Annotated in this window: 24 protein-coding genes and 1 rRNA gene; 8 read left to right on the top strand and 17 right to left on the bottom strand. The window is 58.6% G+C overall.

Features of this window, described 5'->3' with window-relative positions; genetic code table 11:
* The 12 genes from C443_RS19485 to C443_RS19430 form a co-directional block, all read right to left on the bottom strand.
* Positions 1 to 344 (bottom strand): 16S ribosomal RNA (locus C443_RS19485); the annotation flags it as partial.
* Between the two features lie 707 nt (positions 345 to 1,051).
* Entirely contained in the window at positions 1,052 to 1,348 is a 297-nt protein-coding gene (locus C443_RS19480; RefSeq protein WP_049909223.1) for a translation initiation factor eIF-1A, read from the bottom strand.
* Between the two features lie 142 nt (positions 1,349 to 1,490).
* Complete coding sequence (locus C443_RS19475; protein WP_005538556.1) at positions 1,491 to 1,727, bottom strand: UPF0058 family protein; 237 nt, start codon at positions 1,725 to 1,727, stop codon at positions 1,491 to 1,493.
* Positions 1,728 to 2,238: 511 nt separating this feature from the next.
* Positions 2,239 to 2,994, bottom strand: a complete 756-nt coding sequence (locus tag C443_RS19470) for a DUF7289 family protein (protein ID WP_005538554.1) — start codon at positions 2,992 to 2,994, stop codon at positions 2,239 to 2,241.
* Entirely contained in the window at positions 2,991 to 3,455 is a 465-nt protein-coding gene (locus C443_RS19465) for a DUF7266 family protein (RefSeq protein WP_005538553.1), read from the bottom strand. Before C443_RS19465 ends, C443_RS19470 begins: the two co-directional genes overlap by 4 nt.
* Positions 3,452 to 4,351 (bottom strand): hypothetical protein, encoded by a 900-nt coding sequence (locus tag C443_RS19460; protein WP_005538552.1) that lies wholly within the window; start codon positions 4,349 to 4,351, stop codon positions 3,452 to 3,454. The genes C443_RS19465 and C443_RS19460 overlap by 4 nt, the downstream gene beginning before the upstream one ends.
* Complete coding sequence (locus C443_RS19455; protein WP_005538551.1) at positions 4,345 to 4,917, bottom strand: DUF7288 family protein; 573 nt, start codon at positions 4,915 to 4,917, stop codon at positions 4,345 to 4,347. Before C443_RS19455 ends, C443_RS19460 begins: the two co-directional genes overlap by 7 nt.
* Before the next feature lie 2 nt (positions 4,918 to 4,919).
* Positions 4,920 to 5,444, bottom strand: a complete 525-nt coding sequence (locus tag C443_RS19450; protein WP_005538550.1) for a DUF7287 family protein — start codon at positions 5,442 to 5,444, stop codon at positions 4,920 to 4,922.
* 57 nt (positions 5,445 to 5,501) lie between these two features.
* Entirely contained in the window at positions 5,502 to 7,538 is a 2,037-nt protein-coding gene (locus C443_RS19445) for a type II secretion system F family protein (protein WP_005538549.1), read from the bottom strand.
* Complete coding sequence (locus C443_RS19440) at positions 7,535 to 10,027, bottom strand: type II/IV secretion system ATPase subunit (protein WP_005538548.1); 2,493 nt, start codon at positions 10,025 to 10,027, stop codon at positions 7,535 to 7,537. Before C443_RS19440 ends, C443_RS19445 begins: the two co-directional genes overlap by 4 nt.
* Before the next feature lie 137 nt (positions 10,028 to 10,164).
* Positions 10,165 to 11,310, bottom strand: a complete 1,146-nt coding sequence (locus tag C443_RS19435; RefSeq protein ID WP_005538546.1) for a pyridoxal phosphate-dependent aminotransferase — start codon at positions 11,308 to 11,310, stop codon at positions 10,165 to 10,167.
* Positions 11,307 to 11,801 carry an Lrp/AsnC family transcriptional regulator gene (locus C443_RS19430; RefSeq protein ID WP_005538544.1) on the bottom strand — a complete coding sequence of 165 codons (495 nt, stop codon included), beginning with the start codon at positions 11,799 to 11,801 and terminating at the stop codon, positions 11,307 to 11,309. Before C443_RS19430 ends, C443_RS19435 begins: the two co-directional genes overlap by 4 nt.
* Positions 11,802 to 11,918: 117 nt before the next feature.
* Between C443_RS19430 and C443_RS19425 the strand changes: the two genes are divergently transcribed.
* Together C443_RS19425 and C443_RS19420 are read left to right on the top strand one after the other, a co-directional pair.
* Positions 11,919 to 12,251, top strand: a complete 333-nt coding sequence (locus C443_RS19425; protein WP_005538542.1) for a hypothetical protein — start codon at positions 11,919 to 11,921, stop codon at positions 12,249 to 12,251.
* A gap of 75 nt (positions 12,252 to 12,326) precedes the next feature.
* The gene (locus C443_RS19420) at positions 12,327 to 12,917 is read left to right on the top strand and encodes a thioredoxin family protein (RefSeq protein ID WP_005538540.1); all 591 of its coding nucleotides are present in this window, start codon (positions 12,327 to 12,329) and stop codon (positions 12,915 to 12,917) included.
* A gap of 238 nt (positions 12,918 to 13,155) precedes the next feature.
* Here the strand turns inward: C443_RS19420 and C443_RS21870 are convergent, their stop codons facing one another.
* Positions 13,156 to 13,314, bottom strand: coding sequence for a hypothetical protein (locus C443_RS21870; RefSeq protein WP_014040640.1), 159 nt, complete (start codon positions 13,312 to 13,314; stop codon positions 13,156 to 13,158).
* A 195-nt stretch (positions 13,315 to 13,509) separates the two neighbouring features.
* Here C443_RS21870 and C443_RS19415 point away from each other — a divergent pair, with 195 nt between their 5' ends.
* The 4 genes from C443_RS19415 (at position 13,510) to C443_RS19400 (ending at position 17,725) form a co-directional block, all read left to right on the top strand.
* Positions 13,510 to 14,547, top strand: coding sequence for a DUF7504 family protein (locus C443_RS19415; RefSeq protein WP_005538538.1), 1,038 nt, complete (start codon positions 13,510 to 13,512; stop codon positions 14,545 to 14,547).
* Between the two features lie 50 nt (positions 14,548 to 14,597).
* Positions 14,598 to 15,266, top strand: a complete 669-nt coding sequence (locus C443_RS19410) for an O-methyltransferase (protein WP_005538537.1) — start codon at positions 14,598 to 14,600, stop codon at positions 15,264 to 15,266.
* Positions 15,267 to 15,367: 101 nt separating this feature from the next.
* On the top strand, positions 15,368 to 15,970 hold the full coding sequence (locus C443_RS19405; RefSeq protein ID WP_049944153.1) for a chemotaxis protein CheC: 603 nt from the start codon (positions 15,368 to 15,370) through the stop codon (positions 15,968 to 15,970).
* Positions 15,971 to 16,072: 102 nt separating this feature from the next.
* Positions 16,073 to 17,725, top strand: coding sequence for a long-chain fatty acid--CoA ligase (locus tag C443_RS19400; RefSeq protein WP_005538535.1), 1,653 nt, complete (start codon positions 16,073 to 16,075; stop codon positions 17,723 to 17,725).
* Between the two features lie 66 nt (positions 17,726 to 17,791).
* Here the strand turns inward: C443_RS19400 and C443_RS19395 are convergent, their stop codons facing one another.
* Positions 17,792 to 18,565 (bottom strand): DUF6517 family protein, encoded by a 774-nt coding sequence (locus tag C443_RS19395; protein WP_005538534.1) that lies wholly within the window; start codon positions 18,563 to 18,565, stop codon positions 17,792 to 17,794.
* 126 nt (positions 18,566 to 18,691) lie between these two features.
* Between C443_RS19395 and C443_RS19390 the strand changes: the two genes are divergently transcribed.
* On the top strand, positions 18,692 to 19,846 hold the full coding sequence (locus C443_RS19390) for an acyl-CoA dehydrogenase family protein (RefSeq protein WP_005538532.1): 1,155 nt from the start codon (positions 18,692 to 18,694) through the stop codon (positions 19,844 to 19,846).
* 845 nt (positions 19,847 to 20,691) lie between these two features.
* On the opposite strand, the gene C443_RS19385 is transcribed toward C443_RS19390, so the two are convergent.
* Positions 20,692 to 22,020, bottom strand: coding sequence for a Cdc6/Cdc18 family protein (locus C443_RS19385; RefSeq protein ID WP_004516282.1), 1,329 nt, complete (start codon positions 22,018 to 22,020; stop codon positions 20,692 to 20,694).
* Between the two features lie 617 nt (positions 22,021 to 22,637).
* On the opposite strand from C443_RS19385, the gene C443_RS19380 reads away from it, so the two are divergent.
* Positions 22,638 to 23,435 (top strand): N-acyl homoserine lactonase family protein, encoded by a 798-nt coding sequence (locus C443_RS19380; RefSeq protein ID WP_005538530.1) that lies wholly within the window; start codon positions 22,638 to 22,640, stop codon positions 23,433 to 23,435.
* 18 nt (positions 23,436 to 23,453) lie between these two features.
* Here C443_RS19380 and C443_RS19375 read toward each other — a convergent pair whose 3' ends face one another.
* On the bottom strand, positions 23,454 to 23,636 hold the full coding sequence (locus tag C443_RS19375; protein ID WP_005538529.1) for a hypothetical protein: 183 nt from the start codon (positions 23,634 to 23,636) through the stop codon (positions 23,454 to 23,456).
* A 69-nt stretch (positions 23,637 to 23,705) separates the two neighbouring features.
* Positions 23,706 to 24,425: a DICT sensory domain-containing protein gene (locus tag C443_RS19370; RefSeq protein WP_005538527.1), complete on the bottom strand. Its 720-nt coding sequence runs from the start codon at positions 24,423 to 24,425 to the stop codon at positions 23,706 to 23,708.
* Positions 24,426 to 24,467 lie beyond the last annotated feature (42 nt).

The following is a 24,467-nucleotide window of genomic DNA, read 5'->3' as shown; positions in this document are numbered from 1 at the left end:
TTTCGCGCCTGCTGCGCCCCGTAGGGCCCGGTATCTTGTCTCAGATACCGTCTCCAGGCTCTTGCTCTCACAACCTGTACCGATTATCGGCATGGTGGGCCGTTACCCCACCATCTACCTAATCGGCCGCAGCCACATCCTACAGCGCCGGAACGTTTCTAACTCTCGGCACTCCAGCCTGAGAGTTATATCCGCTATTGGCCTCAGTTTCCCGAGGTTATCGCGGTCTGTAGGGTAGTTTGGCCACGTGTTACTGAGCTATATGCCACGAGTCTAAACTCGTGCGACTAGCATGGCTAAATCGGACTCCGATAGCAATGGCCTCCGGCAGGATCAACCGGAATGTGCTGATATACATCAGCGGCGGAAGTGGTTGCACNCTCCGATAGCAATGGCCTCCGGCAGGATCAACCGGAATGTGCTGATATACATCAGCGGCGGAAGTGGTTGCACTCCGTCGGAAGCAAACACATTGGTTCCTACACCAATGTTGACTACTGCATGGGTCCGTGGGCTCACATCAGATTCCATCTTGACGGCGGACCGCAGGGGTGGAATCCTCATGGGGTGGATCTCGCCGACCCCAGAAGGGGAAGGCGAGATCCGTTCATAACTCAGGCCGACCCAGGTGGCCGACCGAGCGTGTCGACCCGGGCTCGCTGCCCGGTGCGACCTTCGCATTAGTTCAGAAGACGGGGGAACATATAAATGAATCGTCTCGGACACGCTCTGTGCAGCACACACACGACGCATACGTAACGTGATGCCGTGACACGCATAACCGCAAGACAGCGACAGGATGTCTATGATCCGACGTGTCCTTGTGTTTAGATTCTGATATAGAGGTCAGTGGGCAGGGGCCAGCAATCCATTATATATCAATCGGGAGGAGGACAAACCGGACAGTAGACACTCTTAGTGTACCAGACGGTATGAGGAAACAAGCGACGAGACACACAGGAGTCAACAGTTAGAACAGGGGACAATGCGAGTCGCGATGGAGAGCTATCTCACCGTCGTCGTGAACCAGGACGCGGGTACAGTGGTAAAATTAGGCGGTCAGCGAGTCGATGTGGCCTTCCGAACGGAGCTGGTCGGCGTCTTGCCCCTTGTAGCGCCATTCGATGTTGGCCTTCTCGTCTTGCCAGTCCCACGGTTCGGCGAGGACGATGTCGTCCTCGTTAATCCAGGTTCGGAACTTCATCCGGCCCGGAATCCGTCCGAGTCGGGTTTCGCCGTCCTCACAGCGAATGCGGACGTGGTTCCCGCCAAGGTGCTCTGTTACCACTGCAAACATCTCGTCGTTTGTAGGCATGCGGAGATTCCGCCGCCCTGAATCGTCGCTCACAGTATAAATAACGGTGGCCTCCCGTATAAGTTGTTTGAGAGGCGAGATAGCGTGTACCATGCGGCCGTGCCACGGCGAGAACTGACCAATAGCTACTGGGAATAGTGAAGCGGTGAGAACGAGCTGACGACAGTACGTCGATTCAGTCGGCAGTCAGCGCCTGTGGTTCGTCGGCTTCCTCGACCATCGCATCCGTCAGTCCAGAAGCGAGCGCAAACACCGCTTCCTTGTGGTCTGTCTTCGATTTGTGGATCGACGTCGGCTTGACACCGAGATCGGCGTACAGGTCGTGTTCAACAGAGGTGTCCGCTTCGTGTTCGTAGTGGTGCTGTACCTGCGCGAGAAGACTGTGAAGGTGAATGAGTTCTTGCTTCTTCATTAGTATCCAATCTTATGCAGTGGAGGGTAATAGTACTACCTTGCCAACGGCTCACACGTAACTGCCGCTCACATACGACACTCACTACTCTCAGATGCAGATATAGAGTCTTTTACCGACGTATAATCGTCTGTATCACGGATTTCGCTTAGCGCTCGGGCTGTTCGGTTCGCGTGCACTCGTGTAAATGTAATTATATAAAGACGAGGCGAGAACGCTAACGCCTGAGAGGAACTAGAGGGGTATCTACCTGCGAAGCGCTCTCAATCATGAAAGACCACGACAATATATTAGATTTCGAACACTTAATGCGTGTCGAGCACGTATGTATCTCTGTGATGAACTGGAAGCACCCACGAGACAAGACTGCGGCTATGGCGAAACAAGAGGAAGCAAACAGCGGGACCCAGTGGTCGTTTATCGCAGCGCTGATGACCGCTGCATAACGGATTTTCACCGCTTAGTACTGTATCCGATAGCGGCGGGTCTCTCGACCGCAGATAGAGGCACGTCAGGCGATAGTCCGGATATCGACTGTCGTGTTGTGGACTACAGCGCGGTTGATGCCGGTACACTGGTACGTATGCGGTTCTGAGTGTCCTGACCAGTCCGATAGTTCCTGCTCAAACAGGCGGTGCCATGCATCCGGATACGCAGTCTCCGAGACGTTGATCGAGACGGTTGTCGCGGATGGTGACTTGCCAGCCTGTGGCGAAACAAGCGTCGTATTCTGGATAGCGGTCTCGATCGTGAGACGGCCCGACGACGAGAAGTCGGTCTGTCCGTCAAGCGAAAGCACGGAGAGGTATACGCTGCCGCTATCAGGAGCACACCGAAAGCTAGGTTTCCGTGAGACGACCAGTCCCTCCTGCTGGACTCGATACACCGCACCGCTGGTGTAGACGATATCAGTCCCCGAGTCAGTTTCCCGAACGAACGCTCCGATCGAGATATTTGTTGAACGTCCGTCAACAGTTACGTTCAGCGTTGACGCCTGGAGGGAGAGTCCGTGGCCCTGGAGTTTCATACTCGTGGTCCTTCGAGGGGCGCCGCTCTGGATATGGTCGTCCGTGGTTTCTGCGAACCCAATCATCGACGTTTCTGCGACATCGGTTGTCGCCCCTTGTTGGATGGCATCGAACGCTCCAAGCCCGCCAAGCGTCACCAGCGCAATGCCGGTGATGATGATACTGAACGTGAGCGTAAATGCGAGCAGGTCGGACACACCACGGTCGTGACTGTTTTGGCTTGACAGTGGTGTGGTCATCCGCGTGTCACCTCCATACAGTCGGCGGACGCATTATACGAGACAGCCAGTGGGCCGCTGGAGACGACAGATGGGCAGACGTTAGTTTCATTCGCAAATCGGACGACAGCGTACCGATTCAATCCTGTTGCATTCACGTACACGCGCGTGCGTGATATATCAGGCGAGACCTCGACATTGTACGATTGGTCAGCGATCCGCTCCGGATACGTGGCACGAAACGACACTGTCGAATTGAGGGTCTCAGTGTCGAACGCATCCAAGCGAATCAGGTCGCGCGCAATACCATCGCCGACGTTCTCCAGCGCTTCTTCTGTCACTCGCTCACGCTGTGAATCGACCATCTGGCTCCCGCCGATGAGGAGACCGGTCACCAGCAGCGACGTGATACCGATAGTGAGTGCCTGCGTGACTGCGGGTGAGACGGCGCGGTTGTCAGACAGGAGGCGGTCAAGGCTCATCCGTCGTCCACCTCCACAAGGACTGTTCGGTTGTAGCTCGCAGATGGTGTGTGGTAGGTCGTATCTACGGCAGGGACGACGGGATACGGCGAGGTATCAGCACTGTTGTAACTATCTGGGGAAGTAAAGTCACCGTCGGCAGCAAAGACGTAGGTACCACTGGCATGACTACCATGGTTGATGCTGACATTGTATCGACTATCGACAGTGTCGGAAAACGAAGTAAACGATGTTTTTGTGCTGCCTCCAATTTCACAGGTTCCCTCAACCAGATTGATGTGCAGTTCGCCCTTTCCATCACAAATAAGATTACCGTTAACGGTGGCGTTCCTACGATTTCCGGAGGGGTCACCAGTTACATTCAAGTACCAGTCAACGGACTTACTTTTTGAGCTGTTAACAGTGATGTTTAATCTGTTTCCTTTGCCATTTATATTGGTGACTGTGGCCCTGAAAACGGCTACACGTCGTACGTCCTGAGCTATGTCCCAGTCTGTCTTCGAACCGGTACCGTGTGGCCTTTTGAACTGCTTCGAATTCGTCTGGTTCACCTCAGTCCCGAGCGACGCCGACTCGTTCAGCGTCGCGTTGAGATAGGTCCCGCCACTGCTTGCGACGACCCGGTTGTGCGTCTTCGTGTAGTTCCGGAGCGCGTATTCATATCGCTCCTCAAATCCATCGATATCATCGCCCCTCGTTTCGGCCGCAAGCCGTCCGAGATCCCGCTCAACGGAAGCTTCGCGGTCAGCAGAACGCTCGATAGTCTCTGCACTCCCGGTGGTCGTGATACCGTCAGTGACCGCGAGACTGTGGGCAAACAGAATCGTGCTGAACACGACGATAGCGACAGCGATCCCACCGACCAACAGCAGTTGCCCGCGCTCGTTGGCTACCATACGACCAGACGCACCTCCACGACGTTGTAGACGATAGAGTCGGGCTCCGCATCGGGAGCGAAGTACCCATCGACGGTCGAGAGGGGCGGCCCGGTACCGCTGCAGCCGCGGATTCGGGCTGGCATATCGTCGGTCAGCGTCACCGTTTCGGTCGCGACGGCCGCATCAGCCGGCCTCTCAGCGACGTTCTCATCAGACGCCTGCGAGACAAGGGCAGTCTGACGCGCGTCCGAATCACGGTCCCAGTAGCTCAAGTAGAGATTGTACTGGTCGCCCTGGCGGTCGAAGGTCTGGTTCAACATCATCTCGAACTCGGTGGAACTGCCCGTCTGATTGCCGTTGAGTGTCGGCGTTCCGACGCTGTAACACGCCGTCGCGTTGTGCAGCGCTCCGGTTTCTGCCGCCAGTGAGAGCGTGTCGCTCGCACGATTCTCCAGTTCTGCTGTCCGCTGCTGGGCACCCGTCTGGAACGGGCCGGTATCGACTGCTGACAGGCCGTAGACGGTCGCCGTCACAACGACGATAGCCGCGAGCACCCCTTCCAACGTGTAGGCTTGGCCACGCATCGCTACCACACCCTCACGACGAGCCAGCAGACCGCGTCGCACTGGTCGGTCGAGTTGGTCAGTTTCACCACACGAGATGTGGTCGCGACGTTCGTCCGGCCGTCAACCGACGGTCCCCAGGCGAGCCGCTGGCCGTGGCCATCAACTGCTGGGTCCCGTGTCCCTGCTTTGAGCGCTGACGCGTTGACCACCGTTACGTTCACCCGCGGGTTCACGCGGCGTTCCGTCGCGACATCGAGTCCAGCGTTGTCCCTGAGACCATCGAGATTGGGACTATCCGCGTTGAGGGACGCATTGATCCCACCACTCGTGTTGTAGCGAACGAGATTCCGTGTGCCGTCCACCGAGTGGTTTTCGACGAGATACGTTGCCGCTCTGTCCGCAATTGGTTGGTTACGCTGTACGTCTGGGGACTCGTACACGCCGACTGCACTACCCTGTACGAATGCCAATACCCCGATTATCGTCACGAGCAGGACGCTCACCCCGACGGCGAAGTCCTGCGGTGTTTGTGCTCTTGTATCCATGTCCCACACACCCCATTTGCTGTTTGATACGTCCGCTGTCGAACCGCGAGCCGGATGCTAGCCCACGGCGATCCACACCACCAGTGCAATCGTCGACAGGACGACTGCGAATTTCACGCCTGCGACAAGCTTCACTTCCCGGATATAGCCGGCAATAAACGACGACAGCAGCGCCTGTAGCGTCACTGCATGGAAGAACAGCATCGACAGTAGTTCCGTGTCGACGCTGCCACCGAAGCCGCCACCGGGCGCGCTCGAACTACTTGACCCGGAGGCCTGCGTCGCCAGTCCCGACATCACATCGAGGAACTGTGTCTTCAGCAGCGCCATCACGCCGAGCAACGTCAGGTACGTCATCAGGATAATGACCGTCTGCATCCGCGTCCGGGATTTTCGTTCGCGTTCGATGTCGTCCTGGTTCTCCGAGGCCTGGGCAGCCGTCGAAAGCACGTCCTGAATCTGGCTGGAGGCTTCCTGTGCCTCTGCGATGAGCTTGACTGTCCGCGCCAGCCGCGGGACATTGTACTTGTTGTTGAATTCCCGAAGCGCGTCTTTCAGGCTCGTGCCGTAGTTTACCTTTGCGTGGATGGTCTCGAACTCCTCTGAGAGCTTTCCGGAGGACGTCTCGGAGACCACTTTGACCGACTCCAGCAGCGTCATCCCGGTATCGTTGGCTGACGCGAGTTTCCGGAGGTTCTCGGAGAGCTTTCCGATTATCGCCTTCCGTGAGCGCTGGTTCCACTCGTAGAAGATCATCAGCGGGATGAAGTTGATGTACATCGGGACGTACACCCAGAAGAACGTCGAGCGGACCGGGACGGCGATCATCCCATCCAGCGATAGCGGGGCCCAGCCGATGACGATCGCCGCAACGATGGCGAGAATTGACAGCGGAACTGTCAGCCACAGCACTAACAGGGGATGGTCCCGGAAGAACAGGTCGGGGCGCGTAAGGATAGCGAGGAGTTCGTGGGTTCCCTCCCGACTCTTGATCCGGTCGAAGACGCTGTAGGTCCCTGTGTAGCTCTCGATGAGCCCGAGGTTGAACACGCCGACACCTTCGTCGACGACGAGTTCCTTCTCGCCAGGGCTCGAACGCAGATAGCCGTCCCCGATAGAGTCCTGCGTGACAGTCGAGACGAGAACCAGAAAGCCCAGACCTGTCAGGGGAATCAGCCCATACACGGTCCCGTAAATGAGCGATTTCTGGGCGTTGCCCATCATCGACATGATGACCAGAATGATAATGAGAAGCAGTGGGAACAGCGAGAGCGTCATGTACATCTCGCCGAACAGCTCCAGCGTCTCCAGCATCTTCTCCTGTTCCTGCCGGGCGGTTCGCATGTGCTTTTCCTTCTGATCTTCGAGGAAGGAGGTCATGTCCCCGCCGGAGTTAATGATAGAGAGCATATCCGTCAGGAATTGGGACAGTTCGTCCGACGGGGTTTGCAGCGCCTGGTTCCGGACAGCGGTCCGGTAGTCGGTATCGAAGTACTCCGTCTCCAGCACGATGGACTGGAACTCCTTTGCGACCTCACCGTACGTGTCTTCGGCCTTCCCCATCGACTGCAGAATTTCGAGTTGGTTGAGTCCGCCCACGGACAGCGCATACATGAACGAGATCGAGTCGGACAACAGGACGTTGATTTCGCGCTCGCGTGCGCTCGCACGGAAATACGGTATCGAGACCAGCGACCCGAATCCGATACCGAACCCGATAGCACCGAAGACGAGCCCAGTCACGATGACGAGGAAGGGGAGTTTCAGCACGGCGAGGGTCTCTGAGACGCTCTCTGACACTGGAATCCCGATGAGCGTCGGTGCTTCCCCGCCGGTAAACAGCAACTGAACCAGTAGATACCCGAGGAACGTACCGACGAGCCACAGTGCGAGCCCCGCAATGACACCCACTGCGAGCGCGCGTGCGAGGAACATCTCGACGTTGTTGGCCATCCGGGCCTCCGCGAGTTTGTTCTCGACACTGTTGACGAAGTCGCCCTCGTCGTCGAACACCATCTGGTACGCCGGGTAGAACGTGTCACCGAGCGCACCGCCGCTGCCCACCTGTTGCTGACCCGGTGTGTCGAGGCTCATTCGCTATCTGCCTCCGCTCCGGCCTTCGGAACGAACTGGCCGAAGTCAATACTGTCTTCGTCAGCGCTCTCCTCAGAATCGTCCATCAGCGCCGAAACGATGTCCGGCGTTTCGCGGCTCTTGTACGTGTTGAACAGTGGCTGGGCGTTGTCTAGCACCTGCTTGGTCTCCTCGACCATCTCCGGGGGCGCGTCCGGCCGAGGCACCATCTCCTCTTTTTCGGGGTCGATGTCGATCTTGACAGATTCCATCTCCCGGAGGTCCTCGAGTGACAGTTCGAGTTGATCGTTGGCGATGAGCGTGAGAATGGTGTCGGGGTCATTGATGAACGCCTGAATGGTCGCCGCGACCTGCGTGTAGGTGTTCAGCCCCTTCTCGATGAGGTACGCGAGGACGACCTTGCGCTTGAACAGCTCCTCGTCGAGTTTATCCTGGGTCCACCCGCGGTCGAACTTGATCTCTTCGAGCGTGTTCGAGTTCCCCATCTGGATGTACTCGTCCGTCTCGGCGCGCCACTCGTACACGTCCCGAACGTTGATCTCGTCGTTCTCCGCGGAGTACTCGTTGATTTCGGTCAGGGACTTGTTCCGGCGGACCTTGTTGCCGTCGACCCGCGTCTGGGTCTGAATCGAGACCAAGTCGAGCGCCGTAAACAGCGTCTTCGAGACGTTGATCGGTTCGGTGGTGAACCGCTTGATAACCTCGCCGACGGAGTCAGCGTGGAACGTGGTGTAGGTGGTGTGCCCGGTCGACATGACCTGAAACAGCGTTCGCCCTTCCTCGCCACGGATCTCACCCATGACGATGTAGTCCGGACGCTGACGGAGTGCGGCCTCGAGCAGATCGAACTCGTCGACGTCACCCTTATCGTCCTCACCGAAGGAGGGGCGCGTAACGCTTGCCACCCAGTTCCGCTGGGGTAGCTCGACCTCACGCGTGTCCTCGATAGAGACGATCTTGGAGTTCGACGGGATGAACAGCGACACGGCGTTCAGGCTGGTCGTCTTCCCCGAAGCAGTACCGCCGGCGAAGATGAGGCTCTTGTTGTTCTCGATACAGAGCCAGAGGAACGCCATCTCGTCCAGCGAAAAAGTGTTCCAGTTGATGAGGTCGATCGGCGTGAACGGCACGTCCTTGAACTGTCGGATGGTGTAGTTCGTCCCGTGGTCGGACACCTCACGACCCAGCGTCAGCTGCGCACGCGATCCATCCGGCAGGGTCGCGTCGACCTGTGGCTGTCGCTTCGAGATACCCTTGCCCGAGCGCTGGGCGAGTTTCACGACGAAGTCATCGAGTTCGCCTTCGCCGTGTTGGACATTCGAGATGATCTGCTCGTAGTCGGTGTGATAGACGAACACCCGGGAGTTGTACCCGTCACAGGAGATATCCTCCACGTTGATGTCGTGTTTGACACCATCGATCCGGGCGTAGCCGACGAAGTCCCGTTTGAGCATGTACAGCAGCTTCTCGACCTGATACTCGTTCAGTTTCGGATCGTCGTCTTCGAGGATAGCCGGCTCGGGACGTGTCGAAATACCTGAGAGCGGTCCCGTGGTTTCGCTTTGCGTCTCCGATTCGATCCCGAACAGTTCCTTGACCTGTCCGAGAACGCTCTCTTCACCGCTACTGGAGACCGAACCGTTGTAGAGGTCGTACCGCGAGAGGAGTTGTTCGGCCTCCCGCTGGATGACCTGTGCCCGGTCGGCGTCGGTCCCCTGAACGATCACGTCGTCCTCAGAATACTTGATCGCGGTCTTGAGCTTGCCCGAGAGGAACTCCCGAAGGTTGATCTCAATATCGGTGAGGTACGGCTCAATGACGTAGTACTTTTTCTCGTTCTCTTTTCGTGAGTGGAAGATGATGACGCAGGCGTAGGGCTTGTTGACCCAGTACCGTTCCAGTTCGTTGAAGTGAGATTTCTTCGACTGGGGAACGGCTTTTTCGAGGTCGTAGCGGTTGACGACGGTCGTGTGGCCGTCCCGTGTCGAGAAAAACTCGTCTTCGTCCAGTTCCGGGTTCACGTCGACGGTGTTTTGATCGACGTACTCATGCAGTTCACTGGCGATGTCTTCGGCGGCGGACAGCCTGTTTTCCGTGTGTTCGGGGTCGAAGTTCAGATACTCGCTTTCGTCAAAAGGGATGACTTCGCCGTTACCATCACGGGGAAGACTGCCGTCCTCGTAGTAGTACTCCTGTTTGAAATGCTCCCATGTGTAGATGTCTTTCGCGACTGGTGTCGTGGTCGGGTCGAGATACTCTTCGAACGGCGCTTGCAGTGTTTTCCCGGCACTTGCCGCGTCTTCGAGTCGCTGACTGAGTTCTCTCGGCTCGAAGCCGAGGTACACGCTCCGATCGAACCGCCCCCCATCGTGTACCTCCCGCCGAAGATCATCCCACGTATATTCGCCGACCCGTACAGGCTCGTCAGTCAGGTTTCCCCCACCGTTGACCTGATCTGACTCACCTCCCCCGGTATCATCGATAGCCATTGTTATTCATCTCCCGTTAGGCAGGAAAAAACTTTACCCCCACTAACTGTCACTGAAAAAGAGTTTCCGAGTGATTGTATCACGGTCTCCTCACGGTAGTAAGTGGACCGTACTGAATGTTTCGCCGGGAGTAGTTGTCAATTAAGGAATGACTCGATCCGGGCCATCGCTTCTTTGAGATCGTCGAGACCGGTCGCGTACGACACACGGAGGTGGCCCGATCCGCCCTCACCAAAGGCGGTTCCGGGCACGACTGCGACCCGCTTTTCTTGCAGCAGACTCTCGGCGAACTCACCGGCATCGTCCCAGGGACACTCCGGGAACGCGTAGAACGCCCCGGACGCCGGGAAGCAGTCAAGTCCCATCTCTTCGAAGCGCGTGAGGACGTACTTCCGTCGGCGATCGTACTGCGCGGCCATCTCCGTAACCTCGTCGCGGCAGTTGTCAAGCGCTTCGATAGCGGCGTGCTGGGCCGTCGTCGGGGCCGAAAGCATAGAGTACTGATGGATTCGGTTCATCGCCTCGATAGCCTCTGGAGGGGCCATCGCGTACCCCAGTCTGAACCCTGTCATCGCGAACGCCTTCGAGAAGCCGTTGAACACTACGGTCCGCTCACGCATCCCGGGGAGGGTAGCGATAGACGTGTGGTCGTGTTCGTACGTGAGGTCGGCGTAGATCTCGTCGGCGAACACGAGGAGATCGTTTTCGCGGCAAAAGGCCGCCACATCCGCCATCTCCTCGGCCGTCATCGTCGCTCCGGTCGGGTTGTTCGGGTAACAGTACACGAGCGCGTCAGCCTCGGCCGCACCGGACGATTCCAGCACCTCTCGGGTGAGCTTGAACTCGTCTGCCGCGCGTGTCGGAACGTCGACAACGTCGATACCGGCGAACGTCGCACCGGGGACGTACGAGACGTAGCAGGGCTGAGCGATAGCGATCGAATCGCCGGGGTTCAGCAGCGCCCGAAAGGCGAGATCCAACCCTTCGCTCGCACCCGCCGTGACGAGGATTTCCTCATCGGGGTCGTACTGCAGGTTATGCGCCGCCGCTTCGTAGTCCGCGATGCGTTCCCGGAGCTCCCGTTTCCCACGATTGGCGGTGTAGGACGTCTGGCCGCGTTCGAGCGACGCGATAGCGGCTTCACGGGCCGCCCACGGGGCCGAGAAATCCGGTTCGCCGACCCCGAGCGAGATGATGTCGTCCATCTCCTCGGCTAGTTCGAAGAACCGACGGATGCCAGAAGGCGGCACGCTGTCGACCCTGTCTGCTGGCTCGAACGTCATGGTGAGACGGACAGCCGGTCGTCATCGTCGTGGTCGTCGAACTCCATCCCCTGTTCCTTGTACGACTCCATGATGTAGTGGGTTACCGTCTGCGTAATCTCGGGGATCGGCGCGATCTTGTCGCTGATGAAATGCGACACTTCGCGCATCGAATCGCCCTCGACCTCCAGATCGAAGTCGTAGTCACCGCTGACGAGGCGCAGCGAAGTCACTTCCGGGAACTTCGCGATCCGGTCGGAGATATCATCATAGCTGGTCTCGCGGTCCAGCGTGACGTTGAGTTCGACAGTGGCGCGGACGCGTTCCTCGTCGCTCTCGACGGCGTTCCAGTCGACGACTGCTTGATAGCCGCGAATGATACCTGCGTCCTCGAATTCGTCGATAATCTCGGCTACCTCGCTCTCGGAGTAATCGGTCAACCGAGCGATGTCCTCGGTCGTGTAGCGAGCGTTCTCACGTAGCAGGTCGAGTATCTCGCGGCGACTGCTCATACAGTGCCAGCAGAGTGACGCGGACAAAAGCCTTGCTCAATAGTGGTAGAGGGTCACATTATTTGGGCCGAAATACACCAGACGGTTTTAATACCTCTGCCGGTTAGGTGTCGACTAATGTTCGAAGAGGGTGGCCAGCGGGCTGGTTCTGACACGGGATGGGCGCACATTGCGAACCACGACAAGGCGGCGACGGTTATTGACACAATACTCCGCCTCGATTCGGACGAGAAGTACACGAAGACGGCTTTGAGCGAGGCAGCCGGCGTGCCGCTGAAGACGCTGTACCTCGACGGGACGCTCGAAGAACTGGTGACGGTCGGATTACTCGAAAAACACGAAGCGGAGGGGGAAGAGACGCTGTTCTCAGTCGATGACGGGAGCGCCGCATTCGAGGCAGCGAAAGCCTTCGATACTGCGGCAGCGACGTCGGAAGAAGCAGACAGTTGAACAAAAACCGGTCGCCTCAGAAGTCAGTGTAGAGCGTCCGTGGACTTTTAGCGGCGACAGCCGTAGTGGACGACGATGGTCTCACTCGATTCGGAGTCCGACGTGCTTGGACGTGGGGACGAAGCACCGACGTTCGAACTGCCGGGAGCGGACGGGACGACGTACTCACTGTCGGATTTCGCGGACACGGACGCACTACTGGTCGTGTTTACGTGCAACCACTGTCCGTACGCGAAAGCGAAGATCGGGGAGCTAAACCGCCTCGCGACGGAATACGACGACCTCGCGGTTGTCGGAATCAATTCCAACGACCCTGAGGAGTACCCCGAGGACTCGTTCGAGCGGATGCAGGAACTCGTCGAGCGCGGCGAGATACAGTACGACGCGTATCTATTCGACGTGCCTCAGGACGTCGCAGCCGCGTACGGCGCTCGCTGTACCCCCGATCCGTTCCTGTTCCGGAACGACAATGGGACGTTCAAGTTGGCGTACCACGGCCGCCTCGATGACGCGCCGAACCCGGACGACGAACCGAGCGAGCGAGAGATGGCCGCACACGTCGAAACGTTGCTCGATGGCGATCAGATTACGGCAGTCGAGAAACCATCCAGAGGGTGCTCGATAAAGTGGAATCCCGGTAACGAACCGGCGTACTGGGATGTCTGATCCGGACGGCCCGGCGTGACAAGGCCAGCGAGACGAGCGCGCTGCCCGTACTGAATCGGTAATCCAGAAGGCGTATTGTTTATACTGGTGATCGTACCTACGGCCACTTCGGATAGTGGTCAGACGTCGGCTGAGATACTGCAGTCAAAAGCTCACCGATGGGGCGGTCGGCAACGAGATCTGCAACGGCCGGTCGATCGAAATCGAATTCTGGCAATTTAGACAGCTACACCTGGTGTCAGATCTCGTCCAGCGACTCGAACCCACTCCAGCACTCGCAGTCGAGGTCGTCGATGGACGTGACTTCGTCCGGAAGCGAACTTATCGGCATCCCGTCGTCAAACTCGTCACACTCCTCAATGTGGATAGAAAAGTCGCTACTCGACATGATTGGCATGGTCGGTAATACAGCGTCGTGCTGCAAAAATCCTCGGAATCGGGGCGCACAGTCACACGCTACGAACGGGTCACACAGCGAGAGCCGATACGGTCACTGTCTCATATTTAACCGGAGCTTATCAAAAGTTACCGTATGTCACGGGAATGCTTATTTGTTGATGGGTTTATGGTTCCTGATACGATACAGTATGCAATGAACTCCGGGAGTGGGACAGTGGACCAGCCTCTGAAAGATGCGTCGTCCGTATTGGTGCTGGCGCACGAATCGAGCGACGCAGAACGAGAGGGATGTGCCGGGTTTCTGGCCGAGCAGGGCGTCAGTGAGTCGAAAGCGATCTGTGTCACAGTGTCCGAGTCCCCCGATTCCCGCCTCTCGCTGTGGCAGCAGCACCTCGACGACGAGATGCCCGAAGAGGCGATCATCGTCGATGCCGGCAGCGAGTTACCGGCCAACTCACAGGCAGCGGCGTCCGGCGCATTTCCCTCATTGACGCTCGATACCCTTCCCACGACAGTGGCGCCGATAGACATCGGCGCGACCGTCTCTCGCCATCTCGGTCGACTGGAACAGGCGGATGCGCCGCTACTGCTCTGCCTCCATTCGCTAACCGGACTACTCGAGTCCTGGGAGCGTGACCGCGTCATCGCGCTGGTAACCGCGCTGAACCGACAGTGTGCCGAGATGGGGGTTTTGAGCCATCATCACATGGACCCGGAGGTCCATACGGAAGAGACAGTCGAGATGTTTCGACCGCTGTATGATGTCGTGTACGAATACCTCCCGGACCACGGCTGGACCGTCACAGCGTCGAAGGACGCAGAGGAGACGCCGACGTTCCGAGATACCGTCACCCCACCCGGCGGCGTCAAGAAGGGCGACCCGGAAGAGCCCGAAACCATTCCAATACCGTACTCGTTCGACCAAGTACTGGAACTGATCTCCGCTCCGCGGCGGCGCAGTCTCCTGTATCATCTGAAAGACCGGTCGGACACCGAGGTCCCACTTGACGACCTCGTCGACCGCGTCTACGAGCGGGAGAAGGCGATTCCAGCCAGGGAGACGCCTAAATCACGCGACGAAGTTGGTGTGTCGCTGGCACATAACCACCTTCCGCGGCTGGACGACCTCGGGATTCTCTCATACGAGACAGCGGCCAACACTGTCGAGTACTACTCCAACCCCGCGCTGGAGTCGGTCATCCGGTACGTCGAACGCCTCGAACTCGGCTAGCCCCGGTGCCGACCCACTCATTTATGTCATCGCTCCCGACATAGCCCGGTATGGACGAAACCCCGCTCCCTGAAGTCACAGAGCAATTTGCCCGTACGCTAGCGCCAGCCAGCGACCAGGTTATCGGGGAAATGGATGCTAAAGCCGACCGGGAAGGGTTCCCGACGGTCGGCCCCGCAGTCGGCGGGTGGCTCCGCCTCGTTGCCCGGATGGTTGACGCCGACCGTGTCTTCGAGTTCGGCTCCGGCTTCGGCTATTCGGCGTACTGGATGGCACCCGCGGTATCCGCCGACGGGCAGATTGTCCTGACAGAGGTTGACGCCGATGAGCTGGCGGAAGCCCGCGAGTTTCTCGATCGCGGCGGGTTCGCCGACCGGGCCGTCTTCGAACACGGGGATGCAATCGAAACCGTCGAGAACTACGACGGTCCGTTCGATGTGGTTCTCATCGACAACGAGAAACACCGATACACGGAGGCCTTCGAAGCTGTCCGGGACAAAGTGCCGGTCGGCGGGGCCGTGGTCGCCGATAACATGATCGAGGCCGGGCCGCTGGAGTTCGAGGCGGTACAGGCACTGTTAGACGGCGACGATATCGATGCCAACGAAACGAGTCGCGGTATCGCCGCGTATCTCGAACGCGTCGGCGACGACCCAGCGTTCGAGACCGGGCTGCTACCACTCGGTGAGGGTGTCGCTGTAAGCGTCCGGGTGGAGTGAGGAAAGCTGTATCGACACGCTCCGATTCTCGCCGACGAAAATGCGGGTGCATAGCTTATGTATGAGGGCACACAACTCAGCGGCAACGCTGGTCCTAACGAATGAGTCTGATGATAGATATTCGGAAGCTCGGGTTGTTCAATCAGATGGCTAAAGAAGGTGGTAACACCGTTGCGAACCACCTTAGCCAGATGACTGGGATGGAGACAGAGATGGAGATCACGAAGATCAACTTCATCGATATCCCGGATATCAAAACACACGTCGGCGACGAGAAGCAGATCGGTATCAGTATCGAAATGGTCGAAAAGCCCCACGGGCACATCCTGTTCCTGTTCAACGCCGCCAGTGCGAAGGACCTCGCCACCGGCATGATCGGCGACATGGGTGAGACAGACCCCAACGCGAGCGGCTTCACCGACATGGAACGCTCGGCGATTCAGGAGATCGGCAACATCATGACCAGCGGCTTCATCGACGGCTGGGCGAACGTTCTGGATACCACCATCGACATCTCCACACCGAACTTCACGTTCGGCCCCGGAAGCGGGATGGTGGACCAGCTCGTCGGTGACCGGGACAACGAGATGGCGCTGATGTTCGATTCCCGCGTCCACGCACTGGAGTCCGACATCAACGTCAAAGTGTACACGTTTCCGGAACTGGAAGAGCTGGTCGACCTGATGCAGGAAATCGAAGTGTAAGCAGGTCGCAACGATGGGGACGGCGGGCACTGCGGATGAACTCCTTTTCCATCATGAAAGATTTAGCAGTGTTTCTTGTATCGTGAGCCCCTGCGTCATGATATGCCAGGAGGCAGCCCACAAACTCTACGGCCGTTCCTGTGGCGCGCAGAAACACTGTATCCGGACACAGAGGTCGTCTCTCGTACCCACGAAGGTATCGTCCGTCACGACTACGCCGAGTATGCCGAACGGACGGCGCAGTTAGCGAACGCGATCGAGGAAGCCGGCTACGGCGACGGCGAACGGCTCGGAACGTTCTGCTGGAACCACAGCCGTCACTTCGAGACGTACTTCGGAGTACCCGGAACTGGTGCGCAGCTACACACTATCAACCCACTGCTGCCCGACGAACACATCCAGTATATCGTCAGCGACGCGCAGGACGAACTCATTTTCGTCGACGAATCGCTCCTGCCGAAACTCGAGGGTGCCGCCGTCGATGATCCGGAGTCCTTTGAAACGGTCGAGCAGTTCATCGTGATGAGCGAGTCCGTTCCAGACACGGAGCTCGATGCCGTTTCCTACGAGTCGTTCATCGCCGACCAGCCGACTGAGTACGACTGGCCTGAACTGGAGGAGGACCGCCCCGCCGGTCTCTGTTACACGTCCGGTACGACCGGGCGGCCGAAAGGCGTCGAGTACACCCAGCAGATGCTGTGGAGCCACACGATGGCGATACAGTCGCCACAGGGGATTCCACTCGACGACGACGACGTCATGATGCCGGTCGTCCCGATGTTCCACGTCAACGCGTGGGGCCTCCCGTTTTCGGCAACCGCCGGCGGGGCCAAGCACGTCTACCCCGGCCCACAGCCGGAACCGGCGGACCTCGCGAAGCTCATCGAAGAGGAGAACGTCACCGTCACTGCTGGCGTCCCGACCGTCTGGCTGGGACTGATGGAGTACGTCAAGGAGAACGACGTCGACCTCTCCTCGCTCGAACGTCTTATCGTCGGCGGCAGCGCCGCACCCGAAGCGATGATCCGGTTCTTCGACGACCGTGGTGTGGAGCTCGTCCACGCCTGGGGGATGACCGAGACGGCCCCAGTGGGTGCGGTGTCGTCCCTGCGGAGTGACCTGGAGGACGCCGACTATCAGACGCAACTGGACAAGCGGGCAAAGCAGGGGCTAATCACGCCCGGGCTGGAGTTCCGTGTCATCGACGACAACGGCAACGAGGTCCCGCACAACGGCGAGGACTTCGGCGAACTCCACATCCGCGGGCCGTGGGTGACGACAGAGTACTTCAAGCGGCCGGAAGCGAACGAACAGGAGTTCGAGGATGGCTATCTGAAGACCGGTGACGTGGTGTCCGTCGACGAGGACGGCTACATCAAGATCGTCGACCGGGCGAAAGACGTCATCAAGAGCGGCGGAGAGTGGATCTCCTCGCTGGAACTGGAAAACGAACTGCTATCCCACGACGATGTTAACGAGGCGGCAGTCATCGGTGTCCCCCACGAGCGCTGGCAGGAGCGCCCACTCGCGATGATCGTTCCGACGCCTGACGCCGACGAGGAGACGCTTGGTGATGAACTCCGGGAGTACATTCTCGACTCCTACCCCAAATGGTGGGTCCCAGACAACTTCGTCACCATCGACGAGGTACCGAAGACGGCAACCGGGAAGTTCGACAAGAAGTCGCTCCGCGACGAGTACGCCGACGAATCACTCGTCGAGGGTCGCGTCCCTGACGACGCCGCGCCAGAATAGGAGATTATCGCCGGAGTGCGAATGTCTCCAGCGACAGTAGCGGTTACTGAGCGTGAATGATGGGATTTACTCGACGCCAGTGACGAGATTCCGGACTTCGGTCCGATAGGTGTCGGGCTGAAGTCCGAGATCAACATCGACAGTGACTGTGATTCCGTCGCTCAGTTCACTTTCGACGACCTGCTCGAAGTTCTGCACCGGGTACGCGCCCCCGGAAATGATGACGAAATCGCCGTGGTGCCAGACGGCGAACATCGCCGAGATATCAATGTCGCTGGACGGTATCTCGACAGCTTCACTGTCGGTCACATCAAAGGCGATGCCCTCGAATGGGTACACAGCAGATAGTTCCACTGTCTCGGCTGTCTCACCGGTGTCGATATCGATTGTTCCCTCGCCGGATTTCTCGATGTCGGTCAGCCCCTGCGCTTCCATCTGCTGTTCAAAGCTATCACGGGCGTTCGTTCTGACTTCCGCCAGCAGTTCCTCGCGACCCACGCCAGCCGGGAGATTGTCCAGATTGGGGCTAAAATCGACGCGGGTGGCGAAAAACACGGAGAGCGCAGTCTGGACCTGGTCGAGGGTTCGGCTGGCGACACGCTCCTGTAGCTGTTCGTCGGCGTACTGGACCGTACTGGAGACGGCCTCGACCGAAACCGGGCCGTAGCTCCGGTCGAACACTGTCTCCGAGGACTGGTCCGTTCGCGTCCAGCCGCCGTCTTCGAGACGCTGTTTCGGAACGTCCGGTGGTGGTGCCTCGGCTGCAGCCAGAAACGAACATCCCGCAAGCCCGGCGGTTCCGAGGGTGGCTCCGGCGAGCAGGTAGTCTCGACGATTCATGTTCGAGGAAGGCCACAGCCGTGGAAAAGCGTGCTGGCCGATTATCAGGATTTTCCGAAAAACAACTACGACGGTGTTTGGCAGAGTTCCACGGAGTATATGAGTACACAAACCATGATAATTCCCATGGACTTGCTATCCGAGAAACTCGTTCCGGAACACGCACACGAGGTCAAGGAGGAGGCTCGGGAGTTCGCCGCGGAGCATATCGAACCAGTCGCAGGTGAGTACTACGCGTCCGGGGAGTATCCCTGGGACGTGCTCGAAGCAGCCAGGGAGGCCGGCCTCGTCGCCCAGGACATCGGCGAGGAGTGGGGCGGGAGCGGCTACGACCTCCAGCAGATGCTTGCGATGGCGGAGGAGTTGTACAAAGCCGACGCAGGGATCGCGCTGACGATCCAGCTCGCCAGCTTCGGGGCAGAGATCGTCGAGGACCACGGCGCGGACTGGCAGAAAGAGGAGTTCCTCGAGCCCGTCGCAGCCGGCGACCAGCTTACCGGCCTCGCCGTCTCCGAACCGGAGACCGGAAGCGACCTTGCCGGGATGACGACGGCCGCTGAGAAAGATGGTGACGAGTGGGTACTCAACGGTGAAAAGTACTGGATCGGCAACGGCGTCGAAGCGGACTGGGTGACGCTGTACGCCAAGACCGGTGACGATCCGAACGACCGCTACGGGAACTACTCGATGTTCATCGTCCCGACAGACGCCGACGGCTACCACGCCGAACACATCCCCGAAAAGATGGGCTTCCGGGCGTCCAAGCAGGCCCACATCGTGCTCGACGACTGCCGGATTCCGGAGGAGAACCTTATCGGCGTCGAAGGGGCCGGCTTCTACATGCTCGCCGAGTTCTTCAATCACGGCCGCGTCGTCGTCGGCGGGCACGGCATCGGTCTCGCCGCGGCGGCCATCGAAGAAGCCTGGGAGTTCGTCCACGACCGCGAGGCCTTCGGCAAAACTGTCGATGAGTTCCAGGCGGTCCAGCACAAACTGGCCGACATGCAACTCGGCCTCCAGTCCGCCCGAGCGCTCACCTGGCACGCGGCGGAGCGCGTCGCCAATCAGGAGAACGCCGGCTACTGGGCCGCACTGGCAAAGACCAACGCGACCGAAGCCGCAATGGACTGTGCGGAGAAAGGAATGCAGCTCCACGGAGGGCGGTCGGTGCTGACGGAGAACCGTATCTCCCGCGTGTACCGCGACGTCCGGATTCCGGTCATCTACGAGGGGGCCAACGACATCCAGCGGAACCTCATCTACAACCAGGCCCCGATGTAATGGGGAGGGCTCAGTCGATCACCATCGCTTGATTGATTGCATCGCAAACAACGTGTGTTTTTCGCGGGAACACCACCCTTCGAGTGTTCTCTGGCGAAGCCTCGCTGCCATTATCAGTGTATGACAGTTCATTATCGGCTGGCCTGAACAGCACAGGTACGCCGAACGGGACGGTCGCTGTAGGGATCAGCTCGGTGATAATGGGCCAGCACACCACCCTACAAGTGTTCTGACAGCCCTACACAAGCGATCCGACACCACCCTACGAGTGTTCTATCACCACCCTGCAAGTGTTTCCAGTTCGACTACAACCGGACCAAAACAGTGCACAGGTGTTCACACACCACCGTGCAAGTGTTCACACGGGTGTATTCGTGCCTGGGTTCCACTAAAGCACCACCCTGCAAGTGTTACTACGCTACAGTTCGGCGTCTCTGTGCGGGCTTTCACACCACCTTGCAAGTGTTTCCCGCACCGATAGAAACAGGATAGAATAGACAGGACACACCACCGTGCAAGTGTTCGGAAACGGCCGTTTTGGGCGTTTTTCCGCCGAATCGGGGTTGACACCACCCTGCAAGTGTTTTCGAAACGGAATACCGCGGTGCGGCGACAGGACGGGCTGACACACCGGTCTGCAAGTGTTCTACACACTGCAGTGGAGGGCAAATACCACATAATCGCTTGTTAGCACTCAGGGGTCGCGGTCTATCGTGGGCAGACACACACCACCCTGCAACTGTTCTGGACTGCACAATAGAGAGACCGCCGTTGAACACACACACACCACCGTGCAAGTGTTCTGCCGTGTGAGCCCGGAGGGGGGAGGGGAGCAAATACGCCGGCTACGTGAACTGCCAGAGGTTCTGTTGCTCGTCGTCGGTCGTGTCCGGCGCCTCGAACTCGGTGGCCTCGTCCTCCAGATAGTGTTCGAGAATCCCGTTGACGTTACTCGGTACGGCATCGCTGTAGGAGGATTGGAGTGCAGCGTTGATGATATCGGTCGGATCGTCAGTGACCTCGTAAATGTATTTGCGCCCACCCTTGCGGCCGAGGTTGCGTTCGGCCGAGCGGACTAGCCCCTGCATCGAAAGCTGGTCGAGGAACTCGTAGATTTTCCGCTCGGACTTCACGCGGCGGCCGCTCGACTCCGCAATCGAAGAATAGAGGTTGTATATCCGTTTCGTCGACGCCTCGTGTTTCGGTTCGATGAGCGCAAGCGTCGTCGCGAGATACGTCAGCGCCTGCTGTGAACTCAGGTCGTGCTCGAAGTAATCCAGCAGTTCGTCGGTTTCGATGGTATCTGTCGCCCGTCGCGTATGCGCTTCGGTCACACCATCCGCGCCCTCCATCCGCGCGTACTCCCCGGCCTTTTCCAGGATTCGGAGCCCCTGCCGAACGTCGCCGCGTTCCTGTGCCGAGAAGGCCGCCGCCAGCGGGACGACATCTTCGCCGAGCACGTCCTCCCGGAACGCGATGTCAGCGTAGTAGCCAAGAATATCTCGAAGTTCAGTCGCGTCATATGGGCCGAACTTGATCTCTCGCTCCCCCAGCGTCGATTTCACCTTGGGTTCCAGCACGTCGACGAACTTGAGGTCGTTCGAGATCCCGATGAGCCCGACCTTCGCATCGGTGATCGGCGTGTTCTCGTTCGCTTCGGCCCGCGGTAGTTCGTAGAGGAAGTCGTTTCGCGCGTCCGCTGGAATGTTGTCGATCTCGTCCAGAATAATGAGGACGTTGCCGCCGACAGCCTCGATCTCTTCGTAAAGAAACTCGAAGACGCTGTCAGTGCTGTAGCCGCTCTCGGGGAGTTGGTTCTCCGGGTCCCGGAACTCGTTAACGAGTGTGTTGACCAGCGCGTACGCCGATCGGTAGTTCCGGCAGTTTATCGGGCCGACAACGGTGAGCGGGATGTCCTCGGCCTCGGCTTTCTCTTCGAGCTTGTCCCGGACCCACTTCGTAACAGCTGTCTTTCCGACCCCTGTTGGGCCGTAAACAAAGACGTTGTTGGGGTCGTGGCCGACGATGACATCCTGAAGCGCGTTAATGTAGAACTCGATCTCCTCATCGCGGTGAAAGATCGTATCCGGCGTGAACGTGTCTTTTTTCAGCGGTTGCTTTCGTTCGAAGATCGCGTCAGTCCCATCGAACGGGTTCTCGTTCACGTCGACCATCGTATCCCACCTTTCGAGTGACTCTATATAAAACCAGTGACCACCGTACAAGTGTTTCAAGTGTTTTCACGCCGAACAGTCACACACCACCCTGCAAGTGTTCCTCCGACCCATCTCGAAAACAGCCACGAGCAGTCTGCTGCGCCGATTCCTCGTCTAGTACACTTGAGTCCTGCGATTCTCGACTATCTCGTTCTAGACTATATCTAGAACTAGCAATGCATTTATATATTTTATGGTGCATGCAACTTATTCATATTGATGATCGAATGATTACTTCCATAGAATCCAGTCTATAGGTACCTCAGAGCACTTATATCCGTATGTACGGATAGCATTCTTATCATGCACTCTCAGTAGAATCGAACAATCCGACTCTCTTTTAAGTACGTGTAGGGGCCCTCCCCCTCCCCACCCCCATCCCCGCAAACACCGAGAACACTTGCAGGGTGGTGTGTGTGGGTCCCGCTTTTCCGGATATTTCGCTATAAAAGTATTTCGGCGCCGATACAGCATGAAATCCCTTCCACAGCGAACGGCTGGTCATATCGCGAGCTAGCCCATCACCCGCGGCGCACGGCACCGCTCTTTACTTTGTGACAGCCGGTAAACACTGTATGGACGACCTCGCAGTGACATTCGTCGACCGGGGCCGCGTACAGGCTGACCGAAACTTCGTCGTCGACGGCCACAGCGTCGCGACGGCCTCGGACCGCGACCCGGAACACGAGTACGAAACGTACGTCGTCTGGAACCTCGTCGTAGAGACGCCTGAGATGACTGTCCTCTGGGACACCGGCTCTCATCCGGAGGCCGGCGACGGGTACTGGCCGACGCCGCTGTACGAGGCGTTCGCACACGTTGATGCCGCCGAGCATCCTCTGCCAGCAGATCTCGAAGATGCGGGTTACAGCATCGGCGACATCGATGCCGTCGTGATGAGCCACCTGCATCTGGACCACGCCGGCGGCCTGCACAACTTCGCAGGAACGGACGTGCCAATCTACGTCCACCGTAACGAACTCCCGTTCGCGTACTACAGCGCTAACACGGACGACGGTTCTATCGCCTATCTCGCCAGCGACTTCGACCGCGACCTGAACTGGGAGATCGTCCACGGCGACAGCTATCATCTTACCGATGGTATCGAACTGCTCCACCTCCCCGGCCACACGCCCGGGCTCATGGGAGCATTCATCGACCGCCCGAACCAGCCGCTTCTCGTCGTCGGCGACGAAGCGTACGTCGAGGCGAACTACGCGGGACAGTCTATGGCGACAAGCCTCCTGTGGAACAACGGCGCGTGGAAGGAGAGTCTGGAACGATGCCGCGACCGCCAGCGTGCCACGGGGGCCGAAGTGCTGCTCGGCCACGATCTCGCGGTGTTTGAGGACGTGTCCGGGACAATGGACTGAGACGCGGCCCGCGTCAGGTCAGTCCGAGACGGCGACGAGCGTCCGGCGCTCGCCGTCTTCAGTCGCCACGACCCACCGGTCTTCGTGGCGCTCGACGACGGCCCACACGCCGAAAAACAGGTGTAACTCCAGTTCGAGACCGTTGACGCGTTCGCCGGTCTCTTCGATACGGAACTCTCGGGACTCAGCGACGTTTGGCATGTCACAGACGAGATGGTAGCCAACGCCAAGCCGTGGCAATGGCCGTGTTAGCCGGTTCGAGCGCGACTTTCACTGTTCGAGGTAGCCGTACGTCTCCTCCAAGTAGTCGATAATCCAGTCGACGGTCGACTCGTCGTAGGTCCAGAAGCCGTAGAACTCGCGTGGTTCGCGCTCCTCAGCCAGCAGGGCGCATTTCTGGGACGGGTCACCGCCGCCGTCGAAGACGACGAACCACGAGTCGGCGATCTCGTCCGACCGTTCCAGATGTAGCGAGAACGTGCTGTACTCGGGTGGTTCGACGTCAGGGACAGCATAGGCGTGTACGTCCACGTCGGTCTCACCCAGTCGTTCGTACAGGTCGAGTTCGCCTTGAAGCGTCGAGAGCGTCTGGAAGCCGGCGTGCAACGTTCCCTGTCCTACGCGCCACGCGCGGTCCTCGATTTCACGGGACGCGGCGGTCATCCGCTGGATGGACCACGAGGTGAACATCGTCTCGTCGAGGTGGTCGAGAATCGACGCGTACGGGCTGTTGTCCCGCGTGATGTACTGACGGCCTTCGTCAAGCGAGTCAGTGAACGAAGTGAGACTCGCGGCCGCGATGACCTCTTCGCCCTCGCTGAGAGTGATAAACTCGCCCGGGCGCCCGCTCTCAGTCTGCTCGGTCTGGACGCGAACGTTGCGGTCCGCGAAGCGCTCGCGCAGGTCTTCGGCCACTGTCGGCCCAGCGTTGAAGACGGTCAGCGTCTTCTGGTGATCTTCGACGCCAGCGATGAGTTCCGTTAACGACATCCTCGACTGTACATCGGTATTCACTGTGTTAGTCGTTGTGGG

This window comes from Haloarcula argentinensis DSM 12282, from assembly GCA_000336895.1.
In the GTDB taxonomy this organism is placed as follows: domain Archaea; phylum Halobacteriota; class Halobacteria; order Halobacteriales; family Haloarculaceae; genus Haloarcula; species Haloarcula argentinensis.
Note: the sequence above shows the minus strand (reverse complement) of the source record. Positions and strands in the feature narration are given on the sequence as shown.